The sequence below is a fragment of the Thermosynechococcus sp. GLH187 genome, assembly GCF_031583395.1.
In the GTDB taxonomy this organism is placed as follows: Bacteria; Cyanobacteriota; Cyanobacteriia; order Thermosynechococcales; family Thermosynechococcaceae; genus Thermosynechococcus.
On the sequence record NZ_CP134175.1, the window covers coordinates 2,554,979 to 2,578,653 of the forward strand.

At 54.3% G+C, this 23,675-nt stretch carries 30 protein-coding genes and 1 tRNA gene; 20 read left to right on the forward strand and 11 right to left on the reverse strand.

What is annotated here, in order from left to right:
- Window positions 1-6 precede the first annotated feature (6 nt).
- Window positions 7-360: a hypothetical protein gene (locus RHI63_RS12505; protein WP_302678459.1), complete on the forward strand. Its 354-nt coding sequence runs from the start codon at window positions 7-9 to the stop codon at window positions 358-360.
- Between the two features lie 44 nt (window positions 361-404).
- Here RHI63_RS12505 and RHI63_RS12510 read toward each other — a convergent pair whose 3' ends face one another.
- The gene (locus RHI63_RS12510; RefSeq protein WP_024123956.1) at window positions 405-626 is read right to left on the reverse strand and encodes a DUF4327 family protein; all 222 of its coding nucleotides are present in this window, start codon (window positions 624-626) and stop codon (window positions 405-407) included.
- A gap of 268 nt (window positions 627-894) precedes the next feature.
- Here RHI63_RS12510 and RHI63_RS12515 point away from each other — a divergent pair, with 268 nt between their 5' ends.
- The 4 genes from RHI63_RS12515 to recF are packed head-to-tail and all read left to right on the forward strand — an operon-like array spanning window position 895 to window position 4,450.
- Window positions 895-2,103: an amidohydrolase gene (locus RHI63_RS12515; protein WP_310821651.1), complete on the forward strand. Its 1,209-nt coding sequence runs from the start codon at window positions 895-897 to the stop codon at window positions 2,101-2,103.
- Window positions 2,104-2,110: 7 nt separating this feature from the next.
- Window positions 2,111-2,764: a response regulator transcription factor gene (locus tag RHI63_RS12520; protein WP_206200440.1), complete on the forward strand. Its 654-nt coding sequence runs from the start codon at window positions 2,111-2,113 to the stop codon at window positions 2,762-2,764.
- A gap of 47 nt (window positions 2,765-2,811) precedes the next feature.
- On the forward strand, window positions 2,812-3,300 hold the full coding sequence (locus RHI63_RS12525; RefSeq protein WP_206200441.1) for a DUF427 domain-containing protein: 489 nt from the start codon (window positions 2,812-2,814) through the stop codon (window positions 3,298-3,300).
- Window positions 3,301-3,310: 10 nt separating this feature from the next.
- Window positions 3,311-4,450 carry a DNA replication/repair protein RecF gene (recF, locus tag RHI63_RS12530; RefSeq protein ID WP_206200442.1) on the forward strand — a complete coding sequence of 380 codons (1,140 nt, stop codon included), beginning with the start codon at window positions 3,311-3,313 and terminating at the stop codon, window positions 4,448-4,450.
- Here the strand turns inward: recF and RHI63_RS12535 are convergent.
- Both RHI63_RS12535 and RHI63_RS12540 read right to left on the reverse strand, forming a co-directional pair.
- Window positions 4,389-4,775 carry a hypothetical protein gene (locus RHI63_RS12535; protein ID WP_206200443.1) on the reverse strand — a complete coding sequence of 129 codons (387 nt, stop codon included), beginning with the start codon at window positions 4,773-4,775 and terminating at the stop codon, window positions 4,389-4,391. The two genes, recF and RHI63_RS12535, sit on opposite strands and share 62 nt — an antisense overlap.
- A gap of 7 nt (window positions 4,776-4,782) precedes the next feature.
- Window positions 4,783-5,088: a cell division protein SepF gene (locus tag RHI63_RS12540; protein ID WP_149821405.1), complete on the reverse strand. Its 306-nt coding sequence runs from the start codon at window positions 5,086-5,088 to the stop codon at window positions 4,783-4,785.
- A 237-nt stretch (window positions 5,089-5,325) separates the two neighbouring features.
- Here RHI63_RS12540 and RHI63_RS12545 point away from each other — a divergent pair, with 237 nt between their 5' ends.
- The 5 genes from RHI63_RS12545 (at window position 5,326) to RHI63_RS12565 (ending at window position 8,537) form a co-directional block, all read left to right on the forward strand.
- Window positions 5,326-6,102 carry an energy-coupling factor ABC transporter permease gene (locus RHI63_RS12545; RefSeq protein WP_225901591.1) on the forward strand — a complete coding sequence of 259 codons (777 nt, stop codon included), beginning with the start codon at window positions 5,326-5,328 and terminating at the stop codon, window positions 6,100-6,102.
- Window positions 6,095-6,400 (forward strand): energy-coupling factor ABC transporter substrate-binding protein, encoded by a 306-nt coding sequence (locus RHI63_RS12550; protein ID WP_310821652.1) that lies wholly within the window; start codon window positions 6,095-6,097, stop codon window positions 6,398-6,400. The genes RHI63_RS12545 and RHI63_RS12550 overlap by 8 nt, the downstream gene beginning before the upstream one ends.
- A gap of 7 nt (window positions 6,401-6,407) precedes the next feature.
- Window positions 6,408-7,196 carry a cobalt ECF transporter T component CbiQ gene (gene cbiQ / locus RHI63_RS12555; protein ID WP_310438632.1) on the forward strand — a complete coding sequence of 263 codons (789 nt, stop codon included), beginning with the start codon at window positions 6,408-6,410 and terminating at the stop codon, window positions 7,194-7,196.
- Window position 7,197: 1 nt separating this feature from the next.
- Window positions 7,198-8,058, forward strand: a complete 861-nt coding sequence (locus tag RHI63_RS12560) for an energy-coupling factor ABC transporter ATP-binding protein (RefSeq protein ID WP_206200446.1) — start codon at window positions 7,198-7,200, stop codon at window positions 8,056-8,058.
- Window positions 8,059-8,174: 116 nt separating this feature from the next.
- On the forward strand, window positions 8,175-8,537 hold the full coding sequence (locus RHI63_RS12565) for a response regulator transcription factor (RefSeq protein WP_206200447.1): 363 nt from the start codon (window positions 8,175-8,177) through the stop codon (window positions 8,535-8,537).
- Window positions 8,538-8,539: 2 nt separating this feature from the next.
- Here RHI63_RS12565 and RHI63_RS12570 read toward each other — a convergent pair whose 3' ends face one another.
- The gene (locus RHI63_RS12570; RefSeq protein ID WP_310743129.1) at window positions 8,540-9,802 is read right to left on the reverse strand and encodes a phospholipid carrier-dependent glycosyltransferase; all 1,263 of its coding nucleotides are present in this window, start codon (window positions 9,800-9,802) and stop codon (window positions 8,540-8,542) included.
- A 1-nt stretch (window position 9,803) separates the two neighbouring features.
- Complete coding sequence (locus RHI63_RS12575; protein WP_310445732.1) at window positions 9,804-10,958, reverse strand: HhoA/HhoB/HtrA family serine endopeptidase; 1,155 nt, start codon at window positions 10,956-10,958, stop codon at window positions 9,804-9,806.
- A 128-nt stretch (window positions 10,959-11,086) separates the two neighbouring features.
- Here RHI63_RS12575 and RHI63_RS12580 point away from each other — a divergent pair, with 128 nt between their 5' ends.
- On the forward strand, window positions 11,087-11,947 hold the full coding sequence (locus RHI63_RS12580; protein WP_225901722.1) for a prephenate/arogenate dehydrogenase: 861 nt from the start codon (window positions 11,087-11,089) through the stop codon (window positions 11,945-11,947).
- On the opposite strand, the gene RHI63_RS12585 is transcribed toward RHI63_RS12580, so the two are convergent.
- The 4 genes from RHI63_RS12585 to RHI63_RS12600 all read right to left on the reverse strand — a co-directional run bounded on the left by RHI63_RS12585 (window position 11,924) and on the right by RHI63_RS12600 (window position 14,852).
- Complete coding sequence (locus RHI63_RS12585) at window positions 11,924-12,415, reverse strand: phosphate-starvation-inducible PsiE family protein (protein WP_302677354.1); 492 nt, start codon at window positions 12,413-12,415, stop codon at window positions 11,924-11,926. The two genes, RHI63_RS12580 and RHI63_RS12585, sit on opposite strands and share 24 nt — an antisense overlap.
- Before the next feature lie 2 nt (window positions 12,416-12,417).
- Window positions 12,418-13,173 carry an MBL fold metallo-hydrolase gene (locus tag RHI63_RS12590; protein ID WP_206200452.1) on the reverse strand — a complete coding sequence of 252 codons (756 nt, stop codon included), beginning with the start codon at window positions 13,171-13,173 and terminating at the stop codon, window positions 12,418-12,420.
- Between the two features lie 10 nt (window positions 13,174-13,183).
- Window positions 13,184-14,680, reverse strand: coding sequence for a serine/threonine-protein kinase (locus RHI63_RS12595; protein ID WP_206200453.1), 1,497 nt, complete (start codon window positions 14,678-14,680; stop codon window positions 13,184-13,186).
- Between the two features lie 99 nt (window positions 14,681-14,779).
- Window positions 14,780-14,852, reverse strand: a tRNA-Thr gene (locus tag RHI63_RS12600).
- 241 nt (window positions 14,853-15,093) lie between these two features.
- Between RHI63_RS12600 and RHI63_RS12605 the strand changes: the two genes are divergently transcribed.
- From RHI63_RS12605 to RHI63_RS12625, 5 genes are all read left to right on the forward strand, one after another.
- The gene (locus tag RHI63_RS12605) at window positions 15,094-16,338 is read left to right on the forward strand and encodes a protein kinase domain-containing protein (RefSeq protein WP_302678468.1); all 1,245 of its coding nucleotides are present in this window, start codon (window positions 15,094-15,096) and stop codon (window positions 16,336-16,338) included.
- A gap of 32 nt (window positions 16,339-16,370) precedes the next feature.
- Window positions 16,371-17,042, forward strand: a complete 672-nt coding sequence (locus RHI63_RS12610; RefSeq protein WP_206200455.1) for a DUF1614 domain-containing protein — start codon at window positions 16,371-16,373, stop codon at window positions 17,040-17,042.
- A gap of 69 nt (window positions 17,043-17,111) precedes the next feature.
- Complete coding sequence (gene ndhN, locus RHI63_RS12615; RefSeq protein WP_149821379.1) at window positions 17,112-17,564, forward strand: photosynthetic/respiratory NAD(P)H-quinone oxidoreductase subunit N; 453 nt, start codon at window positions 17,112-17,114, stop codon at window positions 17,562-17,564.
- 130 nt (window positions 17,565-17,694) lie between these two features.
- The gene (locus RHI63_RS12620) at window positions 17,695-17,955 is read left to right on the forward strand and encodes a TM2 domain-containing protein (RefSeq protein WP_206200456.1); all 261 of its coding nucleotides are present in this window, start codon (window positions 17,695-17,697) and stop codon (window positions 17,953-17,955) included.
- Between the two features lie 125 nt (window positions 17,956-18,080).
- On the forward strand, window positions 18,081-19,886 hold the full coding sequence (locus RHI63_RS12625; protein ID WP_302678469.1) for a DNA polymerase III subunit gamma/tau: 1,806 nt from the start codon (window positions 18,081-18,083) through the stop codon (window positions 19,884-19,886).
- A 13-nt stretch (window positions 19,887-19,899) separates the two neighbouring features.
- Here the strand turns inward: RHI63_RS12625 and RHI63_RS12630 are convergent, their stop codons facing one another.
- Complete coding sequence (locus tag RHI63_RS12630; protein WP_206200458.1) at window positions 19,900-20,265, reverse strand: DUF309 domain-containing protein; 366 nt, start codon at window positions 20,263-20,265, stop codon at window positions 19,900-19,902.
- Between the two features lie 71 nt (window positions 20,266-20,336).
- On the opposite strand from RHI63_RS12630, the gene psb29 reads away from it, so the two are divergent.
- From psb29 to ruvC, 4 genes are read left to right on the forward strand one after another with little or no spacing between them, the layout of a single operon-like run.
- Window positions 20,337-21,005, forward strand: a complete 669-nt coding sequence (gene psb29, locus RHI63_RS12635) for a photosystem II biogenesis protein Psp29 (RefSeq protein ID WP_302677349.1) — start codon at window positions 20,337-20,339, stop codon at window positions 21,003-21,005.
- Window positions 20,992-21,738: an HAD family hydrolase gene (locus RHI63_RS12640; protein ID WP_206201708.1), complete on the forward strand. Its 747-nt coding sequence runs from the start codon at window positions 20,992-20,994 to the stop codon at window positions 21,736-21,738. Before psb29 ends, RHI63_RS12640 begins: the two co-directional genes overlap by 14 nt.
- Before the next feature lie 11 nt (window positions 21,739-21,749).
- Window positions 21,750-22,937, forward strand: coding sequence for an NAD(P)/FAD-dependent oxidoreductase (locus RHI63_RS12645; protein ID WP_310438637.1), 1,188 nt, complete (start codon window positions 21,750-21,752; stop codon window positions 22,935-22,937).
- A gap of 5 nt (window positions 22,938-22,942) precedes the next feature.
- Window positions 22,943-23,422 carry a crossover junction endodeoxyribonuclease RuvC gene (ruvC, locus tag RHI63_RS12650; RefSeq protein ID WP_206200461.1) on the forward strand — a complete coding sequence of 160 codons (480 nt, stop codon included), beginning with the start codon at window positions 22,943-22,945 and terminating at the stop codon, window positions 23,420-23,422.
- On the opposite strand, the gene RHI63_RS12655 is transcribed toward ruvC, so the two are convergent.
- Window positions 23,372-23,641 (reverse strand): hypothetical protein, encoded by a 270-nt coding sequence (locus RHI63_RS12655; protein WP_206200462.1) that lies wholly within the window; start codon window positions 23,639-23,641, stop codon window positions 23,372-23,374. The two genes, ruvC and RHI63_RS12655, sit on opposite strands and share 51 nt — an antisense overlap.
- Window positions 23,642-23,675 lie beyond the last annotated feature (34 nt).

A 23,675-nucleotide genomic window follows, 5' to 3' on the forward strand; every position in this document is an offset into this window, starting at 1 on the left:
ATTTCTATGGATCGCAATCCCCTCGATCTTGTACAACAACTCTACTACACCGGTATTGGAGCGGCTGCTGCTGCCATTGAATCCCTACAGGATGAGGCTAAACGCCAAGAATACCTGACGCAACTGCGGGTGGATGCCCGCCAATTGGCCACCGTCTGTGCTGAGAAAGGCCGCCTCACCGAAGCGCAAGCACGGGAACTGATTCAAGCCTTCATTGCCCAACAGCAGCAACCCTCTTCGACCCCTGAGCCTGCTCCTCGCGAGAGTGCTGACTTAGCCGCAGATATTCAAACGCTTCTCGAAACGCTGCGCGCCATTCGCCAAGACCTACAGCAGGATTCTCAGGCACCCACGTCCTAGGATTTGCGCATTATTGGGAAGTCGGTGCCCTGAATGATGGCTCTTTAGTCGTTGTCCCAGCACTCACGGCCAATGAGGTCGCCAATGCGATCGCGCAGCATAAAATCACAGCGCTCTAGCTCTGCCTCAATGAGGGGCCACTCCCGAACGGGCACAAACTGGCAGAGGGTGTAAATGGGCTGCTGCCGACTCACCACACCTTTGGCCACCAGTCGTCGTGCTTCATCTTTGACGAGTTCGATGGAGTATTGAAGGGATTGAACCATAACATCCTCGTTTGGCTGAAGAGACCCTAGGATTCAGAATTGGCAAAGTGTAATATCCAATACTGAACTATTTTAACTTTTGCCCTAGGGAGCTACCTGTCATAATAACAAATGTTTCCTAAGTCAGGGGGTTCTGATCAAAAAATCCTACTACTGGTGGAAGCGAGTGGCGCGTCACCTGTTCTTGAGGTTACATTGACTGTCACTGCCCCAGAGCATCGTTTATCCTAGAGAAAGGCAATGCTAAACAAAATCTAAAGACTGCCCCATGGCTTTCCATCTTCCCCAATTGAGCTGCCAACTGCGTCCAGAGGTGGCTGCCCTCCAAACCGAACTTGTGCAGTGGCGACGCTATTTGCACCAACGACCAGAATTGGGCTTTCAAGAACACCTGACGGCGGCCTTTGTCAGTGAGAAACTACGGCAATGGGGCATTCAGCATCGCACGGGTATTGCGGAAACGGGAATTGTGGCCGTGATTCCGGGAGCGCGACCGGGGCCAGTGCTGGCGATTCGCGCCGATATGGATGCGCTGCCAGTGCAGGAGGAAAACGATAAGCCCTACCGCTCTCTCCATGAGGGGAAAATGCACGCCTGCGGGCACGATGGTCACACAGCGATCGCCCTTGGGACTGCGAAATACCTTGCTGAGCACCGCGATTTTGCTGGTACGGTCAAAATCATCTTTCAACCAGCGGAAGAAGGCCCCGGTGGGGCTAAACCCATGATTGAAGCGGGAGTTCTCGATGCCCCGAAAGTGGATGGCATTATTGGCCTGCACCTCTGGAACTTTCTGCCCGTTGGTACGGTGGGGGTGCGTAGTGGGCCGTTGATGGCGGCAGCGGAATTCTTTGAGTGTGAAGTACACGGCAAGGGGGGACACGCCGCTTTACCCCAATTTACGGTGGATACGGTTCTCGTTGTTGCCCAGATCATTACGGCTTTGCACACTATCGTCTCGCGCAACGTGGATCCCCTAGAGACAGCGGTGATTTCCGTGGGGGCAGTACATGCGGGCACCGCCAAGAACGTGATTGCCGATACCGCGACCTTTCGGGGAACAGCGCGATACTTTAAGCCAGAGTTGGGGGACTGGCTACCCCAGCGCATTGAACAGGTGATTGCGGGTATCTGTCAGAGTCATGGCGCCACCTATGACTTTCGCTATGAGCGGATGTATCCCCCCACGGTGAACGATCCCAAAATGGCAAAATTGGTGCGCTCTGTGGCTGAATCGGTTATCGAGGTGCCTGCGGGAATCACCTCCCACTGCCAAACCATGGCGGCTGAGGATATGTCGTTTTTCCTGCAAGCGGTTCCGGGTTGCTACTTCTTTTTGGGGTCAGCCAATGGCACACTGGGGTTAGATTTTCCCCACCATCATCCCCGCTTTGATTTTGACGAAACTGTTTTAAGTATTGGGGTTGAGCTGTTTGTCCGCTGTGTGGAGAAATACTGTGGTCTAGTGGAGACCTAAATTTCCTATGTCCCTCACGGTACTCATTGCCGATGATGATCCCGGCATCCGCCTGTCGGTGAGTCACTTTTTGGAATCCGAAGGGTACTGTTGTCTGACGGCGGGAGATGGTGCCCAGGCTCTCGAAATGATCCACCGCTATCAGCCCCATCTGCTGATTACGGACATTGCCATGCCCAACATGAATGGCTATGAGTTGGTGCGGCAGGTGCGCCAGCATCCCTCATTGCGCTTACTACCAGTAATTTACCTCACCGCACGCACAGAACTAGAAGAGCGAATTCGCGCCTATCGCACCGGGGGCGATGTCTATCTTTCCAAGCCCTTTGACCTCAATGAGTTGGCAGCGGTGGTGCGTAACCTGTTGGATCGGGCGCAACTGGTACAAATCGAATGGCAGCAACGACAGCAACCCTTTGCGGCGCCGAAAACACGAACCCTCAGCGTTGATCTCACTCAACGGGAAAAGGAAGTGCTAGGGTTACTCGTGGCAGGACTCTCCAATGCCCAGATTGGCGATCGCCTGCACTTGAGCGCCCGAACGATTGAAAAGCACGTCAGTAGCCTCTTTCAAAAAACAGCGGTTCACAATCGAGCTGAGCTGGTGCGACTGGCCATTGAACAGGGCTTGGTGGAGCGACAAACCAGTTCCCAAGCTTGAGCCATAGCTGTTACCGTCAAGGAAGAGTGTTGAGGACCTGAAACGCGATGCAACGGATTCCCCCTGCCCCCGGCCAAGAATCGGTTTGGGACTATCCCCGTCCGCCCCGTGTTGAACCCACCTCAAAACACCTGCGGGTGGTCTTTAATAGTGTGGTGATTGCCGACACCCAGCGGGGACAGCGGGTACTAGAAACCAGTCATCCCCCAGTGTATTACTTTCCGCCAGAGGATGTACAGGTGCAGTATCTGGTGCCCTCAGCACGGCAAACCTTTTGCGAGTGGAAAGGACAAGGCGCCTACTACCACGTCAAGGTGGGCGATCGCCAAGCGGATAATGCAGCCTGGTACTATCCCAAACCTACCCCTGCTTTTGCGCCAATCTGCAACTACATTGCCTTCTATGCTGCTTTGATGGATGAATGCACCGTGGATGGTGTGGTGGTGATTCCGCAACCGGGGGGCTTCTATGGCGGCTGGATTACTCCGGACATTGTCGGCCCGTTTAAGGGGGCACCGGGGACTTGGGGCTGGTAAGGGCTGCTAAGTGTTTCTCAAATCACTCCATCTGCGCCACTTTCGCAACTACAGCGAGCAATCGGTGACGTTTGCTGCGCCAAAAACCATCGTCGTTGGGGACAATGCCCAAGGCAAGTCCAATTTGCTAGAGGCTGTGGAGTGGCTGGCCACACTGCAATCCCATCGCACCCATCGCGATCGCGACCTTATTCAGCAGGGACAAGAGAGTGCCCAAATTGAAGCCACCCTAGAGCGCCAAGGCGTCCCCCTTGATCTGGCGGTGAGTTTGCGCCCCCTCGCAGGCCGTGTCCTACGGGTGAATGGCTGTACCGTTAAGCGCACGGCGGAATTTCTGGGGCAACTCAATGCGGTGGAATTTTCCTGCTTGGATTTGGAACTGGTGCGGGGCACACCGGCCATTCGCCGCAACTGGTTGGATCGGATTTTGGTGCAATTGGAACCCCTTTATAGCCAACTGCTGCAAACCTACCAAAAAGCCCTGCGCCAACGGAATGCTCTCCTCAAACAGGCCGGCAGCCAAGGATGGGATGAAGCCCTCTGGCAGGCATGGAATCAGCAATTGGTGATCAATGGCACCCGCATTATCCGCCGCCGACAGCGCCTCATTGAACGCTTGGCTCCCTTGGCACAGGATTGGCATCGCGTGTTGAGTGGCGATCGCGAGACACTCACCTTGACTTATGAGAGCCATGTGCCCCTTGGGGATGGCACTTCTGAAGTGATTGTGGCTGCCTTTAATGAGGCCTTGGCCGCTCGCCGCACTATTGAACTGCTGCAAAAAACCAGTCTGGTGGGACCGCACCGTGATGATGTGGGCTTGTGCCTCAATGAGCAAAGTGCCCGTCAATTTGCTTCCCAAGGGCAGCAGCGCACGCTGGTATTGGCGTTGAAACTGGCGGAACTGGCTCTTGTGGAAAGTGTGGTGGGCGACACTCCCCTTTTGTTGTTGGATGATGTCCTCGCCGAATTGGATTTGCAGCGGCAGGGAATTTTATTAGAGGTGATGGGCGATCGCTACCAAACGCTGATTACCACCACCCACCTTGCCCCCTTTGCCACCCCTTGGCGGCAACAAGCACAAATTCTTAAGGTGACGGCGGGGACGATCGCAAGCGTGCCTGACACTGCTGCTGAAACCAGTGACTAATCTGGGAAACGGTTAGCTCAGCAATGGGCACCCCCTCCCTTGCAGCAATTTGCCGCAGTTGCTTGAGGGCACTGATTAAAATTTGGCCATACCATGTCATAAACCCCCCTTGGCGCTGCTCCTCCGCTTGCAACTGGGGATCGGCAGCAACAAGTTCATAGACTTGGGCTTCCGTCAGGTCTTCGAGGGGGTTTCCCTCAGTCTTAGCTCGCAAATAGCGCTGGGCATACACCGCCACTCGAATGGCAAAGCGATCTGCGGCCGGTAAGAGCAGTTGATCAATCTCTTGACACTCACTGACGGTGAGCAGATCTGCAGGATTCATGAACGGCTTAGGCCAGTCCAGCGGGTGTCGGTGCTGCTGTGGATTCTTGGATATTAATCACGTTGGGCGTAAAGAGAAAGACACCATCTCCAAGGCGCGATTGATGGCCATTGATGGCATAGGTACTACCAGCGGCAAAATCAGAAATGCGCTGTGCCTCGGTGACATCGAGGTGCTCTAGGTTGAGAATCACTGCCTTGTCAGCCCGCAGCGCTTGAACGATCAGGGTCGTATCACTGAGGGACTGCGGCTTGATCACCACTACTTCATAGCCACTACTCAAGGAATGACCAAAGGCAGTCAGTTCACTCATGACAACTCCCCCCTGGGAACATAGCAACAGTACCTACGATTCAATAATGACATTAGACTTCATCCTGTTATACCGACTACATCAAAATTTATGCAAATTCCAGCCTTACAGTCTTGGCACTGCGTGAATTTTTGAGCAGGCATAGCTCTTTCTAATATCGGTTGCAGCCCCCACTGGGCATAGGCAAGTTACTGGTTGCGCACTAGAATAGGCGCACTTAGGTTTAGGAATGTCTCAATGATCAAACGTAGCCAAGCGAAGCGATATGGCTCCCTTGGGGCGATCGCCCTTCTGAGCGCGTATCTCGTGGTCGCGAGTCCTCACCCCGCCTTGGCGATGCACATTAGCGAGGGGTTTTTGCCCCTTGGCTGGGCAGTGGGCTGGTGGCTGGTTTTTTTACCCTTTTTGGCATGGGGACTATGGGCACTGCGACAACAGATTCAACAGCAACCAGAGTCAACCCTGCTGATTGCCTTAGCCGGTGCCTATGCCTTTGTCCTCTCTTCGTTGAAGATTCCTTCCGTTACGGGTAGCTCTTCCCATCCGATGGGGATTGCCTTGGGAGCCGTTCTCTTTCGGCCACCGCTGATGGCCGTGCTGGGGACATTGGTGCTGCTCTTTCAAGCCCTGCTCCTTGCCCATGGCGGCCTGACCACCCTAGGCGCTAATGGCTTTTCGATGGCGGTGGTGGGACCTTGGTTGGCTGGGTTGACCTATTGGGGGATGTCCCGTGCCACGGCTAAGCCAGCGATCGCGATTTTTAGTGCTGCTCTGATCAGTAACTTGGCCACCTACTCGGTGACTTCTTTACAATTGGCATTGGCCTTTCCCGATAGTATGGGTGGGGTGGCGACGGCTTTTGCCAAGTTTGCGGCGCTCTTTGCTGTGACGCAGATTCCCTTGGCGATCAGTGAAGGGTTACTCACGGTGTTGGTGTGGAACTGGTTGACCACGTATTGCACAGCCGAATTGCAAACCTTAAAACTCTTGCCTGGAGGGGAATCCAATGAATAAAAAAACAGTGGCCTTCCTATTGGGCGGCGCAATTCTTTTAAGTACACTTCCCTTACTGCTGGTTAAGGGTGACTTTGAAGGTGCCGATGCCCAAGCCGAAGCGTTAATCAGCGATGTGGCACCAGACTTTGAACCTTGGGCAGAGCCATTGTTTGAACCGCCCAGTGGTGAGATTGAATCCCTGCTGTTTGCTGTGCAAGCAGCTCTGGGGGCGGGGGTCATGGGGTTTATCTTGGGTCAGTACCGCGAACGCCATCGCCAAAGGGCAACCGCTGCCTCAAAATCGCAACAGTCCTGAGCAGTCAATGCACCATCACCTCGATACCTATGCCTATACCAATGGTCTGCGGCATTTGCACCCTGAACAAAAGTTGATTTTTGCGATCGCCAGCCTGTTATTGACGTTTTTTGCTCGCCCCCTTGTCCAGAGTTTGCTTTGGCTGTGGCTGAGCCTTTGGATTCTCGGCTATGCCCGCATTCCGTGGCGGGTTTATTTCACCCTCTTAGCCACAGTTGCTGCGTTTTGGCTGGTGAGTTTGCCAGGGTTAGTGGTGCAAATCATCCCGACGGAGACTTTACGGACTTCGGGGCAAGTGGTTCTCAGTGACATCTCCCTAATGGGCTGGTCGTTCTTTATCAGTGCCGAGAAATTGCACCAAGGCTTAACCCTAGGACTGCGGACAATGGTTGCCAGCACCTGTTTACTATTGATTTTATTGACGACCCCCTTTCCAGCCCTGTTGAGTGTGGCCGAGCGCTGGCGGGTTCCCCATTTCATCCTCGATATTCTGATGTTGATGTACCGCTATATCTTCACCCTCTTAGAAACCGCTTTCACACTGCAATTGGCGCAGCGGGCACGGGGCGGCTATCAACGGCGATCGCGCTGGCTCGTTAGTGTCAGCCTGTTGGCGGCTCAACTCCTGCGGCAGTCTCTGTACCGCTATGAACAGGTGAACCTTGCCCTGCTCAGTCGGGGTTTTCAGGGGCAGTTTCGGGTATTGCGCCCCCAGTCCTATGCCTATTCCCAACGGTATGGCCTTGAAATCGTCATTGGTGGCGGTGCCCTCATTCTGCTGAACGCAATCATCTGAGATGTCTGTGCCGCTACTGGAATTTCATCAGGTTGGCTTTCGCTATCCCAATACCACTACCCCCGTGCTGCAAGACTGCTCCTTTACGCTAGAGGCGGGACAGAAAGTTGCCCTTTTGGGGCTGAATGGCTCAGGCAAATCAACGCTCTTTTATCTGGCAGCGGCCCTCTATCGGCGCGATCGCGGTGAAATTTACTGGCAAGGGCAACGGCTCGTCCATCAACCAGAGCGACTGCGGCAGTGGCGGCAACGCATTGGCTTGGCCTTTCAAGACCCCGAACAGCAACTGGTGGCAGCCACCGTGGCGGAGGACATCTCCTATGGGCTGTACAACTTAGACCTACCCACCGCTGAAATTGAAGCCCGCTTGCAGCAAACCCTAGAGGACTTTGATTTAGTGGAGCTTGCCGATCGCCCCCTGCATCATTTGAGTTTGGGGCAAAAACGGCGGGTGGCACTGGCTGGAGTAATGGCCTTAGCACCGACGCTATTACTGCTTGATGAACCCACCACCTATCTCGACTATCAGCAGCGGCAGCAACTGGAGCAGGCTCTAGAGAACATTCACCAGCAGGGAACCACGATTATGATTGCCACCCATGATCTTGATTTTGCCTATGGCTGGGCCGACTGGATCATGGTGCTGGTCAATGGTCAGGTCACCGTGAGCGATCGCGCTTCCCATGTCTTTGGGCAGTGGCCGACCCTTGCCCCTGAATTGGGAACGCCTACCCTACTGCACCTGTGGCAACAATTTCCGCCCTTTTGGCGTCGCCAGCGACCCTTGCCCCGCACCCCCTTAGCCTTGAGTCAAGAATTGGCTGCTCTCTTTCAGGAATTCCAAAGGAGCGATCGCCCCTAAAGACCAAGGTGCCGATGTTCAGGACTCCGGTGAAAATGATAAGCTAGGCGATGGGTAGAATATCCAACTGTTCACTAATTACCAGCGTATTATTTGCGGCATCAGGCAGAACCTTTATGGCCACAATTATGGTTGTTGATGACAGCCCCACCCTGCGGGCAATGATTGTTCAGCTGATGAAAGAGCAGAACTATGACGTTGTTGAGGCTGAGGATGGTATCGAAGCCCAAGAAAAGATCAAGGCTCAATGTCCTGATTTGGTGATTCTGGATGTGGTGATGCCGCGCATGAATGGTTACGAACTGTGCCGCTGGATTAAGGGTGAAGCGGCTTGCCAAAGTGTGCCCGTGATCATGTGCACCACCAAAAGCGAAGAGTTTGATATTCACTGGGGTAAAAAGCAGGGGGTGGATGCCTACATCACCAAACCCTTTGATCCTGCAGAACTCATTGCCACTGTTAAACAACTCCTAGGATAGTCCTAAATCCAAGACGGCAACCACATCCGCCTCAAAAAGTCTTGGGGCGTCAGGGGTAGTCCTAAATACAGGGGGAGCCAGTAGAGGAAGCCCCCAACAACGACCCCTAGGACGGCAATGCCTGCCCAGCGTGCCCAAGCTCCCCAATCGCGGCTGGCTTCCCAGACCAAGGCCAAGGCCATAAAGCTATAGAGGGCAGCGGGGAGGGAGTGATAGATAAAGACACAGCGGCTCACCAGTGCCCAGGGCAAGAGATTGGCAGCATAGTTTAAGAGCACAAAACGGCCTGCGGTTGTCGTCAATCTAAGGGGGATAAGAGCCAACGTGGCCAAGGTGCCCAGCCACAGAAGAGGGGGATTAAAGAGGGCATAGACGGCATAAACCCATTGGGTATCTGCCAGTGGTAGGGGCGGGCCAATGACGGGCACGGTTTCACTGAGGGTTTGCACCCGCTGAAAAAAGTAGCTCATGGGGCGCAGCAGGAGCGGCCAAGACCACCACGGCGAACAGTAGGGATGGGCAGTACTGGCAACACTGCGGTGAAAGTTAAACATTTGGCGATGGAGGTCAAGTAGGCTCTGGTGGGGATGAAACTGGAGATGGGGTAGCCAGAGCAGGGTATAAACCACAAAGGCGACAACGGGGAGTAGCAGGCACATCTGCCACCACTGGTAAGTGGTCTTCCATTCAGCAGGCAGCGGTAACCTCTGCTGGAGAAGCCAGAAAAGCCCTACCCCCAACAGGAATCCCAAGCCACTCCACTTCACTGCCCCACAGGCGCCAAAGGCAATGCCTGCGGCCATCAGCCAGAGCGATCGCGCCCTTCCTTGGTAGCGCAACCCCCATAGCCAGAGAATCTGTGCCACCACCCCAAAAAGGACAAGGGAGATATTGATGAGAGCATAGCGAGACTCCACCAAAAAGAGGCCATCGAGGGCAACAAAGAGTCCCGACAACAACGCCACGGGCGATCGCCGCGTCAGGAGATAGGCCAACACCGCCACTGCTATGGGAATCAGTGATCCCATCAGGGCATTCAACCAGCGATAGCCCCAAGGGTGAAAGCCGCCCCCCAGCCAAATGCTCAGGGCAATCAGGTATTTTCCCAAAGGCGGATGGGCATCAAAGAAAGGAACACCGGCGAGATAGTTGCGGCCAAAGCGGGCAAAATAGACCTCATCAAATACCAGTGTGGGAAAGCGAGTCAGCCCCCAAAAGCGGGTGGCAAGGGCAAAGAGCCACAGCAGCAGTAGCCCCAAGGGCATCCTAAGCCGCTCCCTGCAACTCCGCTGTCCGCACTGCAATCCGTTGGCTGCGATCGCCCCGTTGAACGGTCAGGTTGAGAACTTGCCCCACAGCGGCACTATCAACAATCCCCTGCAACTGATCGGCACTGGTAATCGGTTCCCCATCCACGGCTGTAATCACATCCCCCCAGCGCAGACCAGCTTTTGCGGCCGGTGTATTGGGCAACACTTGCAGGACAAGAACGCCATTGACCTCTGGCAGAATCACTGGTGAGTTGGGATTAGCATTGTTTTCCTTGGCCATTGCTGGCGTGAAGGTGGTCATTTGAATGCCAATGTAGGCGTGTTGAATTTTTTCACCGCGAATCAGGCGCTCTTGCAGGGCTTTGGCCTTATTAATTGGAATCGCAAAGCCAATCCCCATGGCATCGGCACGAATGGCAGTGTTAATGCCAATCACTTCTCCCTCTTCGTTGAGCAACGGCCCCCCAGAATTGCCGGGGTTGATGGCCGCGTCCGTTTGAATAAAATCAAGGCGCTTATCGGGGATACCCACTTGGGCGCTGGAACGGTGGAGTGTACTGACAATGCCCAATGTGACGGTGTTATCAAGGCCAAGGGGATTCCCGACGGCGATCGCCCAATCCCCCACTTTCACGTCACTGGAATCGCCGAGGGGCGCAGTGGGTAGGGGTTCGGTGACCCCTTTGAGTTTGACAATCGCTAAATCAGAAACCTCATCGACGCCGCGCACCTCGCCCTCAAAAACGCGGCCGTCTTTTAGGCGCACCGTCACCGTATCTGCTTGACTCACCACATGGGCGTTGGTCATGACAATGCCACTGGGATCAATGATGAACCCCGACCCCTGACCCCGCAGCCGATCCTCTTGGGGGGGCAAGGCTAAACCGGGGAAAAATTGGCGAAAGAAGGGATCACTCAAGAGGGGATCCGCTGGGCGCACAATCGTGCGTTCGGTATCAATGCGAACAACCGCATCGCCAACCCGCTCCACTGCGGCTGCCACAAAACTATGGTGAGCTGCTGCTGCCCACACCGGTGTACCGCTACTGAGGCACCAAACAAGAGCAAGGCCAAGGCAGCATTTGAGGGTCTGCTGAAGCAAATGGGCAAGGCGTTTCATCATTGGTGGCCTAAAGCGCAACAGAGTCATTTCTGATTGTATCGAAGCCCCCCCTCTGGCTGTGAATCCAAAGCACAAATCTGCATAGGAGGGGAATGTCCCTCAGAACAAGAATCAATGTCACAATCGTAAAGGTATTCAAGTTTAGGGGCACTATGCTGCGGATTGGCATTGTCGGGCTGGGACTCATTGGTGGTTCACTGGGCATTGATCTGCGGGCAAAGGGGCACTATGTGGTTGGGCTGAGTCGGCGTCCTGAAACCTGTGAGCGGGCGATCGCCAAGGGTGCCATTGACTGGGGCAGTACGGAGCCAGAAATTTTGCGTGCCCTTGATCTGGTGTTTCTCTGTCCCCCCATTGGCAGCATTCTCAGTGTCGCCTTGGATATTACCCCCTACCTCAGTCCAGAAACAGTGCTGACAGACGTGGGATCCGTCAAGGGAGAAATTGTCCCCGCCCTCGAAAAACTCTGGCCTCGCTATGTCGGTGGGCACCCGATGGCCGGTACCGCAGAATCCGGCATTGAAGCGGCGCAAGCCCATCTCTTTGACAATGCCCCCTATGTTCTCACCCCAACCCTCTACACTGACAGTGCGGCCATTGACTGTGTGGCTGGTGTGGTCAATGATCTCGGCGCCAAGCTACTCTATGCCACCCCCTCGGATCACGATCGCGCTGTTGCTTGGATTTCCCACCTTCCCGTCCTCGTGAGTGCAGCACTGATTCTTGCGAATGCCCAAGAAGCCAATGAGCCGATTCGGAAGCTTGCCCAGCAGTTGGCTAGCTCCGGCTTTCGCGATACCAGCCGTGTTGGCGGCGGCAATCCAGAGTTGGGACGGATGATGGCGGAATATAACCGCGCGGCGTTGCGCCACTGCCTGATCCACTACCGTGCCACCCTTGATGATCTGATTCGCCAAGTGGAGCAGGAGGACTGGGAGCGGCTGCAAACCACCCTAGAACAGGCGCAAGCCTACCGCGAGCAGGTCTATCCCTCAGGGACGCCGCCGGTAGTTTAAACGACGCACAATCCAGTAACTGGCAGACAAGGCCAAGATGGCGATCGCCAGCCCCAAGAGCTTTGCCACCGTTTCCGGTTGGCCAATATCCAGAATGATAATTTTGCGGGCAATGGCAATTAGAGACGTGACAATTACTAGCTCAACGATTTGCGACGAGACGTGGGTTTTCAGGTAGGCGGTGATATTTTCAAGAATCTCCAGAGCCACAAGCACATTGAGAAAGAGGCCAAAGATTTTCACCAGTTCAAGGCTAAACTGTCCCAAGGGGGGTGAGAATAGCTCCACGGTCAAAATCCGCCCCAAATCAATAATGGCGACGATGACCACCAGCAGCATCCCGATCGCCAGCACCCGAGTCGCGATCCCCTCAATCTGACTGAGCAACTGCAAAAACCGCTGATTGTCCTGAAGTAGAAGAATTACCTCTTGCCAAAAGAGAATCAAAGGCCGTAGCCAGCATCGCATCCCTAGACCTCAGCCAGAAGAACAAGGGGAGTGTAGGCTACTGGTTCCACCAAACGAGTGTTGAGGCCTAGCCGCTGAAACGCCACTTGCAGTTCCTCAAGGGTGCCTTTGACCGAGAGCAGTCGCGGTAGCCATCCCTGAAGACGGAGGGTACCATTGCCAGCAGTGGTGATCATCACCTTGGGCTGAAGCCATTGTCCCAATTCCAATGCCGTTTTGCCCCCCTTGAGAATCGCACCCACCATGGGTAAACAGACATCCAACAGCGGCGTAATCACCACATCCACCTTGCCGTAGGTGCGCAGCCACGAATCATGACAGCCGTGGGGTTCATAGTAGAGACTTTGAGTGCCCCAGCGCACAATGTAACCATTTTCCTGTTGACGAGGGCCGATACTGGCGCCCTTGGTGGCTTGGATTGTGAGATCGCGGTACGTGTAGGTTTGGTGGGGGCTAAGGGCAATCACTGTTTCAAAGCCAAGGCCTTGGGCAACTTTGGCAGCACTGGGGGAGGCAATGACCGGTAGGGCGCGATCGCAGGTGCGGAGGGTAGGTTCATGGCAGTGATCTGGTAGCCCTTGGGAAAGCAAAATGACATCCCCATCGCTTGGCATGGGGCAGGGGCGCGATCGCTCCGCCTGAAACAGCCAAGGCGTGTTGCCAAAAGTCAGTGCCCCCACAAACCACGGATCAACCAAAATCCGCGTATGACCTAACTTCCACAACCAAGTATTGCTCTCCAACCACGTTAACTGCATTGCCCCGCTCCTACAGTAATCGCGCCAAGATATTGTAAATTAGCAAAAAAATGTTGCCCATAACCATGCAACCCAACCCCACTAAACCACAAATGAGCAGCGCTGTCACACCCCCTAGGCCTGCTTGCAAGAGGGGGACAAAAAAAAGAACTGCCCCTGAAATGACTGCAATGATCAACTGCTCCCAGTGTTCAATCCAGCGTTTGTACTGCAAAAACACCAAAAAGGCAAATAGAGCACCAATCAACCCCGCACTCACACCAACAGGCAACTGCCAAGCGGTCATCAAACTAAAAATCATCAACCCCAAGGCCGTCATTTCAAAGCCCGTAAAGCCAGCACCAATGAGAATTTTCAATGCCGGTAAGGGAGGCGCAGGCTGGCGGGGCGGTTTTGCTTTCGGACGTGGTGTGCTGGTCGGTGGCATCACCGGTCCAGGTGAAGGAGGGGGTGCCGGTTGTGACACTACGGGTGGCGGGGAAGGGGGTGCTACTGTTACTGGTTGTGGCAGTGGAGGCGGTGGTGGGGCGGGGGTAGAGTAAGCATTTAAGTCCGCTAAGACCTCTGCCGCTGATTGGTAGCGATCGCTAGGCGCCGGTTGTAGCATGCGATCGAGAATGGCTTGCAGTTGTGGACTGACTTGGGCATAGGAATGCCAATGCCAGCGGTTGTTATAAGCGTCGAATAGCTCACTGGGATCTTTGCCGGTCAGCAATATGATACAAGTCACTGCTAAGGCATAGAGATCTGAACTGGGATAGACCCGTTCCCCCCGTGCTTGTTCCGGTGGCGCATAGTATTGGGTATAAATACCCGTAAAGTGTCCTTGTTGTCCCCCCGCTTGGGAAATCTGCTTCACCGCACCAAAATCCAGCAGATAGAGCCGCCCTTGGCCGGGAAACTTTGTCTTGCTGGGGTGCTGGCGCATAATATTTGAGAGCTTAATATCACGGTGGATCGAGCCGTGGTCATGGACGTACTGCAACACGGGTAGGAGTTCCCGCAGCACCTGCCGCACCTCTTCCTCACTAAAGCATCCCTTTTGAGCCAGTTCATCCTCGAGGGTTTCGCCGTCAATATATTCCTGTACCAAGTAGAAATACTGCTCTACCCCTTGTCCATCCACACTGGGGACTTCTTCAGCAAAAAATGCTAGTAAATCAGGAATCTGCGCATGCTGCCCCAGTTGGTCGAGAACTTCACCCTCTCGCTCAAAGAGTTCCTGAGCTTTTTGCCGACTCTGGGGATCGGACACGTTGGGACGAAATTGCTTAATCACACACTCACGCCGACCAGGGGTATCCAAATCCCGTGCTAGATAGGCCGCCCCAAACCCCCCCTGACCCAGAACCCGCTCTGCAACGTATCGTCCCCGTAGAATCAAGGGCATCCCACAGGCCGTACAAAATCGCTCCGCCACGCGACTGTAGCGTTTGTTGGGGTTGTCTAAGTCTGGAACATCGTTTTGGGGACAACGACAGTGGGGACGGGTGCAATAGACAAGCATGGCAAGGGTGGCAAGATCGTTTCCTTGATCATCCTAGTGCCGTCATGGCAGGCAAGGCTAAGCCAAAGACCCAATACTTTTTGGGCGAACACTGAGTAAAGCTGATGGTCGGACTCGAACCGACGACCTACTGATTACAAGTCAGTTGCTCTACCAACTGAGCTACACCAGCACTACCCCTAGTGTACTACGCTTTGGCAGTAGTGAGAAATCCGAGACTATAGTCTCTTTCATAAACAATTGCGCACTGCCAAGCCAGATAGACAGTCTAAAATAAGGCTGCATGCTCAGTTAGAACAGTTAGCCTTGGCATCTTGAGCTGTTTATGATTTATTGCAAAACACTGCAGACATCGGCAAAGTGTAGGAAAATAGGCTAAATCTCGATGAGTTTGCTGTGGCAGTTCCACACCCGTGATTATTCTGCACCTGTTAGATCCTTGGAAACGCACCCCGGTCAAAACATGGCGTTTCCCGATTAAAACGACCATCCGTATTGGTCGTGCCGCAGATAACGATGTGATTCTCAATGATATTCTCATTAGTCGCTATCACGCTGAACTGTGTTGCTATCGGGATCCAGAAAATCTCGGACGTTGGTATCTCAAAAGTTTGGGGGCGATCGGGACGTTTGTTGATGGTCGCCTTGTTGATGAGAGCAAACTTGCCAGTGGCAGTCTCATTCAGCTAGGCCCCACAGGCCCAATTCTTGAATTCCATGAGCAAACCTTTCGCCGCAGTGCGCCCACCCTCAGTGAGTGTACCCATGCCGGTAATATGCCGGGGAATCTGTTTTGCATTCACTGTGGTCAACCCCTCAATGTGCAGCGCACCGTACGCAACTATCACATCCTGCGCCTTTTAGGGCATGGCGGCATTGGCACAACCTACTTGGCCTGTGAAGCGCAACCCTCCGGGGGATGGACTGGCAAGGTACCGGAGGTGTGGGTTCTCAAAGAACTGCGGTCTGATATGGAGGACAATGAAAAGGCACAGGAACTCTTTGAACGGGAAGCTCGCATCTTACAGCTCCTTGACCATGCAGGGATTCCCCGCTTTTATGACTTTTTTGTGGAAGATGGTAAAAGCTATTTGGTGATGGAACTCATTCATGGCATTGACCTAGAGCGCTGGGTACTGCGCAATGGCACGGTGCCGATTCCTCAGGCGGTGCAGTGGATGATTCAAACCTGCGGTGTCTTGGACTATCTGCACAATCAGGATCCACCCGTGATTCATCGGGATCTCAAACCCAGTAACCTACTGGTGCGATCGCGCGATAACCAAATTGTTTTGATTGACTTTGGGGCGGTCAAAGAACTGGGGCATTCCCCCGGTGGCACCCGCATTGCCGTGGAGGGCTACAGTGCTCCGGAACAGATGATGGGTCAACCCACCATTCAGTCGGATCTATTTGCAGTAGGCGCAACCCTAGCCTTTTTGCTGTTGGGGGATAGTCCGATTCGTTTCTATCACCACTGTGATGGCTTTCATCGCCTTGATGTTTCGGATCGCCCCGAGATTCCCGACCCCTTGAAACAGGTGTTGCACCGCGCTACGGCTCCTCTGTTGCCCGATCGCTATCCTTCCGCGATTGCTTTGGCCAAAGCGCTGAGGGAGGCTCTGGCGGCAGTGTCCCAGGCGTCCTCCCACGTTTGAGTCCCAAGTTTTTAAGGTCATTTTGCGTTTCTATGATTTATCTGCCTGTTACTGCTCTACTTTTTGTGCTGCTGTTACTGTCGCTGCCTTTCCTTTGGCTAGCGATCGCCCTCGATGCTGTACAAGTGGCCGTTGCCAAGTTGGGCTTTTCACCTACTGCTGCTTCGGTCTTACTGCTGCTTGTGATTCTCGGCAGCACGATTAATATCCCCCTCTATGAGCGGGTTTCTACGGTGGCCATTGTTCCCGACTTTGAAGAACTCTGGCTCAGTCGGTTTTGGGGCATTCCCCTGCGCAAAATTGAGCAAAAGACGATTGTGGCACTGAATGTGGGGGGCGGCTTGATCCCGACGGTGCTAGCCCTCTATCAATTTACCCGCGTCAGTCCCTTGGCAATTCTCTTGGTGACGGCAATTGTGGCCGCTGTCAGTTACTACTCTGCTCAGGTGGTACCGGGGATTGGTATTCAAATGAATGCCTTGGTCGCGCCCCTAACAGCAGCAATGACAGCCATTTTGATTTCTGGGGGCGTGGCGGCGGCACCCATTGCCTTTGCCGGAGGTGTGCTGGGAACCCTGATTGGTGCAGATTTACTCCACCTACGGGAAATTGAGCGGATGTCGGCGGGAGTGCTGAGTATTGGTGGTGCGGGTGTTTTTGATGGTATTGCCTTATGTGGGCTATTTGCCCTGCTATTAACTTAGGCATACCCGTAGTAGGAATGACCATGATAAAGTGCTGGATGGAATGCTAAAACCTGTGAGAAAGGATCTATGGGTCTGCTGGCTGGCTATCAATTTGTCAAGGATTTAGAATCCGCTGGGGCATTGGCACTCTTTGTTCCCCCGGAGGGTGGTTTTGAGGGTCGTTATCAACGGCGACTGCGTTCCAAGGGCTATACCACCTTGCACATGAGCGCACCGGGTTTGGGGGATTTAGCAGCCTACCTGACCCAAGCGCACGGGATTCGTCCGGCTCACACGGGCAAGGAAGACATTCGCGTTTATTTCCAGCCCCCCCTAGTGACCTACCACTTGGAAAACCTGCCCCCCAATGCCAAGGGACTGGTGCTTTGGCTGATTGATGGCAAGCGGCTCTCAAGGCAGGAATTTGCCTACTTGGCACAGTTAACCCAGACCCTACCGAAGTTCAAAGTGGTGGTGGAAGTGGGGGGCGATCGCACTGTGCGCTGGGAACCCCTTGCTGATTGGGTCGCTGCCGCTTAAGACCAGACACGTCTTGCGTCAATCAATAAACTGCCTACTCACCCCTTGACGGTTCCCCTGAAACCCTGAAGGATATAGGTCAAGAGAGCGCGATCGCGCTGTATCAAAAATAACCATTGGGGAAGGGACAATGACCTCGAATTCCGATATTTCAGGGAAAAAAACTGCAGCCGGCATTTGCGGTATTCTCTTGGGTGCCTTGGGCATTCACAAGTTTGTTCTCGGCTACAACACGGAGGGCTTGATCATGCTACTGGTGAGTCTTTTGACCTGTGGCCTGCTTGCCCCTGTCATAGCCATTATTGGCCTCATTGAGGGCATTATTTACCTGACCAAAAGTGATCAAGAATTTCACAGAACATACATTGCTAACAAAAAAGGCTGGTTTTAGATCCTAGGGCTGGTTCCATCGCAGGCGCATCAGGGGGTCAGCCTATGGCCATCGTTGGCCTGTTAGAATAACATGCGTGGCATTTACCCATCAGCGTCTTCTGGCATATCCATTGCAGCCCAGCAGTGACCTACGAACCCCTGCATCACAAATATCGTCCCCAACGCTTTGCAGATCTAGTGGGTCAAGGGGCGATCGCCACCACGCTTACCCAAGCCCTACTCAAGGAGCGCATTGCCCCTGCCTATCTTTTTTGTGGTCCTCGCGGCACGGGTAAAACCTCTAGTGCCCGTATTTTGGCTAAGTCCCTCAACTGCCTGAGGAGTGCCAAGCCTACCCCCGATCCCTGTGGCCAGTGTGAAGTCTGCCGTCAGGTGGCCAACGGCAACAGCTTAGATGTGATTGAAATTGATGCTGCCAGCCACACGGGGGTGGACAATATCCGCGAACTGATTGAGAAGGCACAATTTGCCCCAGTACAGTGTCGCTACAAAGTTTATGTGATTGACGAATGCCACATGCTCAGTGTGTCGGCCTTCAATGCCCTCCTCAAAACCCTAGAGGAGCCGCCGCCCCATGTGGTCTTTGTCCTTGCCACCACAGATCCGCAGCGAGTCTTGCCAACAATTATTTCCCGCTGTCAGCGGTTTGATTTTCGGCGGATTCCCCTAGGGGAGATGGTTGCCCACCTTCAGCACATTGCCGATAAGGAGCAAATTGACATTGAGCCGCAGGCCTTGACCCTGGTGGCGCAATTGTCCCAAGGGGGACTGCGGGATGCTGAAAGCTTGCTGGATCAGTTGAGCTTATATCCTGAACGGATCACCGTAGAACATGTATGGCAACTGGCTGGGGCAGTACCAGAACAGGATCTGCGGCAATTGCTGGGGGCGATCGCCCGTCGGGATGCGGTGGCGGTTCTTGAGCACACCCGCCAATTACTAGAACGGGGTCGCGATCCGCTGACAATTCTGCAAAATCTGGCCAGTCTCTACCGTGATTTGCTCTTGGCGAAAACCGTCCCTGAACGGCAGGACTTGGTAGCCCTGACAGCAGAAACTTGGCAGGCTTTGATTGCCGTTGCTGAGGGATGGTCCGTTGAGGAGATTCTGCATGCCCAACAACATCTGCGCACCTGTGAAAGCCAAATCAAACAGAGCAGTCAACCCCGTCTCTGGCTGGAAATTAGCATTCTGGGGTTGATGACGGAAACGGCACCCCAATCCAGTGTGCCCAATGTAGCGCCTACTGCCATTCCGAAGCTCACGATTGTCTCGCCCCCTCAGCCTGACCCCCCAGGGATTGCGGCACCCCCCAAGGAGTCAGAGTCACCAGTCAAACATATTCAAATTAAAGACACGAAAGACACGGTTGCTCCAGCTCCTGAACCCAAGCCAACCCCTGAACCGCGGGCAGATCATACCGAACCTGTGTGGGAACAGGCACTACAGGTCTTGCAGCAGATGCAAATGAGCACCTATGCTCTGCTCTCGCAGCATGGTCATCTGCGACAAATGAGCGATCGCGAGGTGCACATCGGCATTGTTAATCAAACTTTGTTAAATCTGACAAAGAATAACCAAGCCAAAATTGAAGCCGCCTTTGCCCAAGTTCTAGGCCGCCGCATCAAAGTCGCCTTTGAGATTGCCCCCCTACCCCACAAAACCACGCCTGCGCCAAAAGCCAAGGAGCCGCCGCACTCCGCTGTCGTCGTTCCCTTTCAGCCACGGGAAGAGCCACCGCCACCCCCCATAGAACCAACCTCTACTCCACCCCCGCCCCCTCTCACCACTGCCCCGGATCCTGTGCGTGAATCTGCCGAAAAACTGGCACGATTCTTTAACGGGGTGGTTATTCGCTTACCCGATGAGGGAGAAAGTCCAGACACCCCAATTGCTGAAGCCTCTGAGGAGGATGAGCTTGAGTTTTAAGGGCTGTCGGGGTCTAGGCTTGATCGAGGGATTGCGCAACAGCAAGATGCAATTGAATTTTTGGCTCTGAGTCAAGGGGGGTCTGAAGCTGCGCCTGTAACGCCGCCACTGCCGTCAAAAAGGCTGTCAAATCTAGGCCGCAAAAGTTCGGATCACACTGCTCTAGACGACGCCGCCCTTCCCCCAACAGCAAAATCGCCCCCCGCTGGTTACCCCGACTCAGGTGATAGCAGGCCACGGCAATTTGTAGCAGACCTTGGTAAAACGTGCGCTCAGGTTCACTGGCCTCTAACCAGATGGCTTCGAGGGTGTCATGGCAGGCATAGAATTCGCCGCTGTTGAATTGAGTGATGGCTAGGGCAAGCTCAGGACGCATCATTGATTGGGAAAGCGCAATGGGCGATAATAGTAAAGAATCATGACATTTTTTAACGAATATCGGCAGAGCTTGTGCAAAATCCTCGAACTGTCTCTGATACCAAACGCGCCTTTTATGCAGCTCACACGCGACCGATTCACTCGATCTACCGTCGCTTTATTGAAGAACTGCTGGTCGAAATCCACCTGCTGCGCGTCAATGTAGATTTTCGCTACTCTCCCCTATTTGCCCTTGGGGTCGTGACCGCCTTTGACCAGTTTATGGAGGGGTATCAGCCTGAGGGCGATCGCGCCAGTATTTTTCATGCCCTCTGCGGCGCTGAGGAAATGAACCCGCAACAGCTGCAGGCGGATGCCGCCAGTTGGCAACAGTACCAAGGCCGCCCCTTGAGTCAAATCCTCGATGAACTCAACAGGGGTCAACCCAGTGCCCCCCTCAACAGCCTCAACCACGAGGGCAAATATAGCCGCCTCCATGCGGTAGGACTGTATGCCTTCCTTGAGGAGCTGGCGGGGGATCTGACAACGAATCTCAACGAGACACTGGATCAACTGGCTCCCGTCATTAAGCTGCCGATCGAGAAAGTCAAGCGGGATCTTGAACTCTACCGCAGCAACCTCGACAAAATCAATCAGGCTCGCAGTCTGATGAAAGAACTTGTGGAGCAAGAACGCAAGCGTCGTGCTCAGGAGACCTCTCCCCCACCCGCTGTAGATGCTAGTTCCGATGCACCGGCCTGATCCGCCCCAACTCATTACCCTCGATGCGGTCGGCACCCTCTTTGGCCTACGGGAATCCGTGGGTACCGTTTATGGTCGCTTTGCTGCTGAAGTCGGGGTTCAGGTTGATTCAGCCGCATTAGATGTGGCCTTCTTTAAGGCCTTTAGGGCTACCCCGCCCTGCGCTTTCCCTGATCTTGAGGCTTCACAAAGGGCAGAGGCAGAATTGCGGTGGTGGCAAGGGGTTGCGGCAGACACATTTCGCCGCGCGGGCGTCTTGGATCAATTTGCTGATTTTGAGACGTTTTTTGCTCCAGTCTTTGCCTACTATGCCACGGCTGAACCTTGGTCTCTGTATGAGGATGTCTTGCCTGCTTTGAAGAATTGGCAAACGCAGGATATTCCCCTGAGGGTGGTGTCCAATTTTGATAGCCGTTTGTATGGTGTCCTCGAGGCCTTGGGGTTAGCGCCGTTTTTCAAGGAGGTGTGGATTTCCAGTGAGGTGGGGGCGGCGAAACCGAATCGGCTGATCTTTGAGCGGGCGGTGACCCCCTATGCGACCTCTCAGGTTTGGCACATTGGTGACAGTTGGGAGGATGATGTCCTCGGTGCCCAAGGTGCTGGTCTGCAAGCGATTTGGCTGCGGCGCGATCGCCCGCTCTTGCCAGATCCAAGTATCAAGGAGACCCGAGCAGTGCCACAAATTGCTGACCTCTCAGAGGCGCAAGTTATACTGAGTGGGAAAGCGTCATAACGGAATCAGCGGTGACAAGCCAAATTTGTATTCTAGGTGGTGGGTTTGGCGGCCTTTATACCGCCCTCCGCCTTGCTCAATTTCCTTGGTCTGCGCCTCCAGAGATCACCCTTGTGGATCAGAGCGATCGCTTTGTCTTTACTCCCCTCCTTTACGAATTAATTACAGGGGAGCTACAGGCGTGGGAAATTGCCCCGCCCTTTGTTGAGTTGCTCAAGGAGACTCCGGTCGTCTTTCATCAGGGAACTGTGAGCGCTGTGGATCTCAAGGAAAAAACGGTGCACTTGACTGAGGGCACCCCGCTCACCTACGACAAACTGGTTCTCGCCTTGGGAGGGGAAACCCCTAAAAACAGCATTCCCGGTGTCGCAGAGTATGCCTTGACCTTCCGAATTCTCAGTGATGCCTACCGTCTCGAAGAAGCGTTGCAACGGCGGGAGCGCTCCGATCGCGATCGCATCCGCGTGGTGGTGGTCGGTGCTGGTCCTAGTGGCGTGGAATTGGCCTGTAAACTAGCGGAGCGCTTGGGCAGCCGCGGGCGCATTCGTTTGGTGGATCGCAACACCGAGATTCTCAAGTCTTCTCCAGAATTTAATCGCAAGGCAGCTCTGCGTGCCCTTGAAGAGCGGGGGGTTTGGATTGATTTAGAAACAACCCCGGTTGCTGTCACTGCGGATCAGATTTCCCTGCAATACAAAGACCGCGTGGATGATCTGCCCGTTGATATTGTCCTATGGACGGTGGGTACAGCCGTTTCACCCGTGATTGCTGCCCTTGATTTGCCCAAAACCTCCACGGGGCGCCTGCAGGTGATGCCCACATTGCAAGTCGTTGATCATCCAGAGATTTTTGGCCTTGGGGATGCCGCGGATGCGGTAGATGAACAGGGACAACCGATTCCCCATACGGCACAGGCGGCTTTTCAACAGGCGGATTATGCGGCTTGGAATCTTTGGGCCAGTCTGAGCGATCGCCCGCTACTGCCCTGTCGTTATTCCCATCTCGGTGAGATGCTCACCCTCGGAACTGATCGCGCCGCCTTGGCAGGGCTAGGACTGACCCTCGATGGCCCTCTGGCTTACTTGGCACGCCGACTGGCCTACCTCTACCGCATGCCCACCTTTGAACATCAACTGAAGGTGGGGCTGAACTGGATGGCGAAACCAATTTTGGATCTGTTGACCGGCACCGTGAACTAGAACGTGTGCGCATTCTTGGCCTAGACCCCGGCCTTGCTACCCTTGGCTATGGCTGTATTGAGGTGCAGAACAACACCTGCCAAGTGTGTGATTTTGGTGTGATTACCACTCCTGCGGATATGCCCGCGGGCGATCGCCTCCAGAGTCTCTACAGCGATCTGCACACGTTAATTCCTGCCCTCCAACCAGATTTAGTGGCTTTGGAGCGCCTCTTTTTCTACAAAATGAGCCATACGATTGTGGTTGCTCAAGCGCGGGGCGTGATTCTTTTAGTCCTGAGTCAACTGCACTGTCCCCTAATGGAATTCACCCCTCCCCAAGTGAAGCAAGCCCTCACCGGCTATGGCAATGCCGCGAAAATAGACGTTCAACAGGCGGTGCAACGGGAACTCAATCTCAGCACGCTGCCCAAGCCCGATGACGCTGCCGATGCCCTAGCGATCGCCCTCACGGCCAGTCGTCACTGCCCCTGCCTCGACACTTGACCAAGCCATTGCCACCGCTTCACTGAGCCATTGGCGGGTTTTGCGATCTAGCAGATCATCCTCGGCGAGTACCCATTCCTGCACCTGCGCTAGACTGTGGCCTTCGGCACGGCAAATCGTAATCACGCCGGCGATCGCTGCCGCCACCACCTCTTCACTGACAGGCTGCTGGCTGAGGGCTGCTATTTCTTCGAGACTCCTTGGAATGGGATAATGCATAGGGCAACAGGGTAATTCTGAGAAACCGTAAACT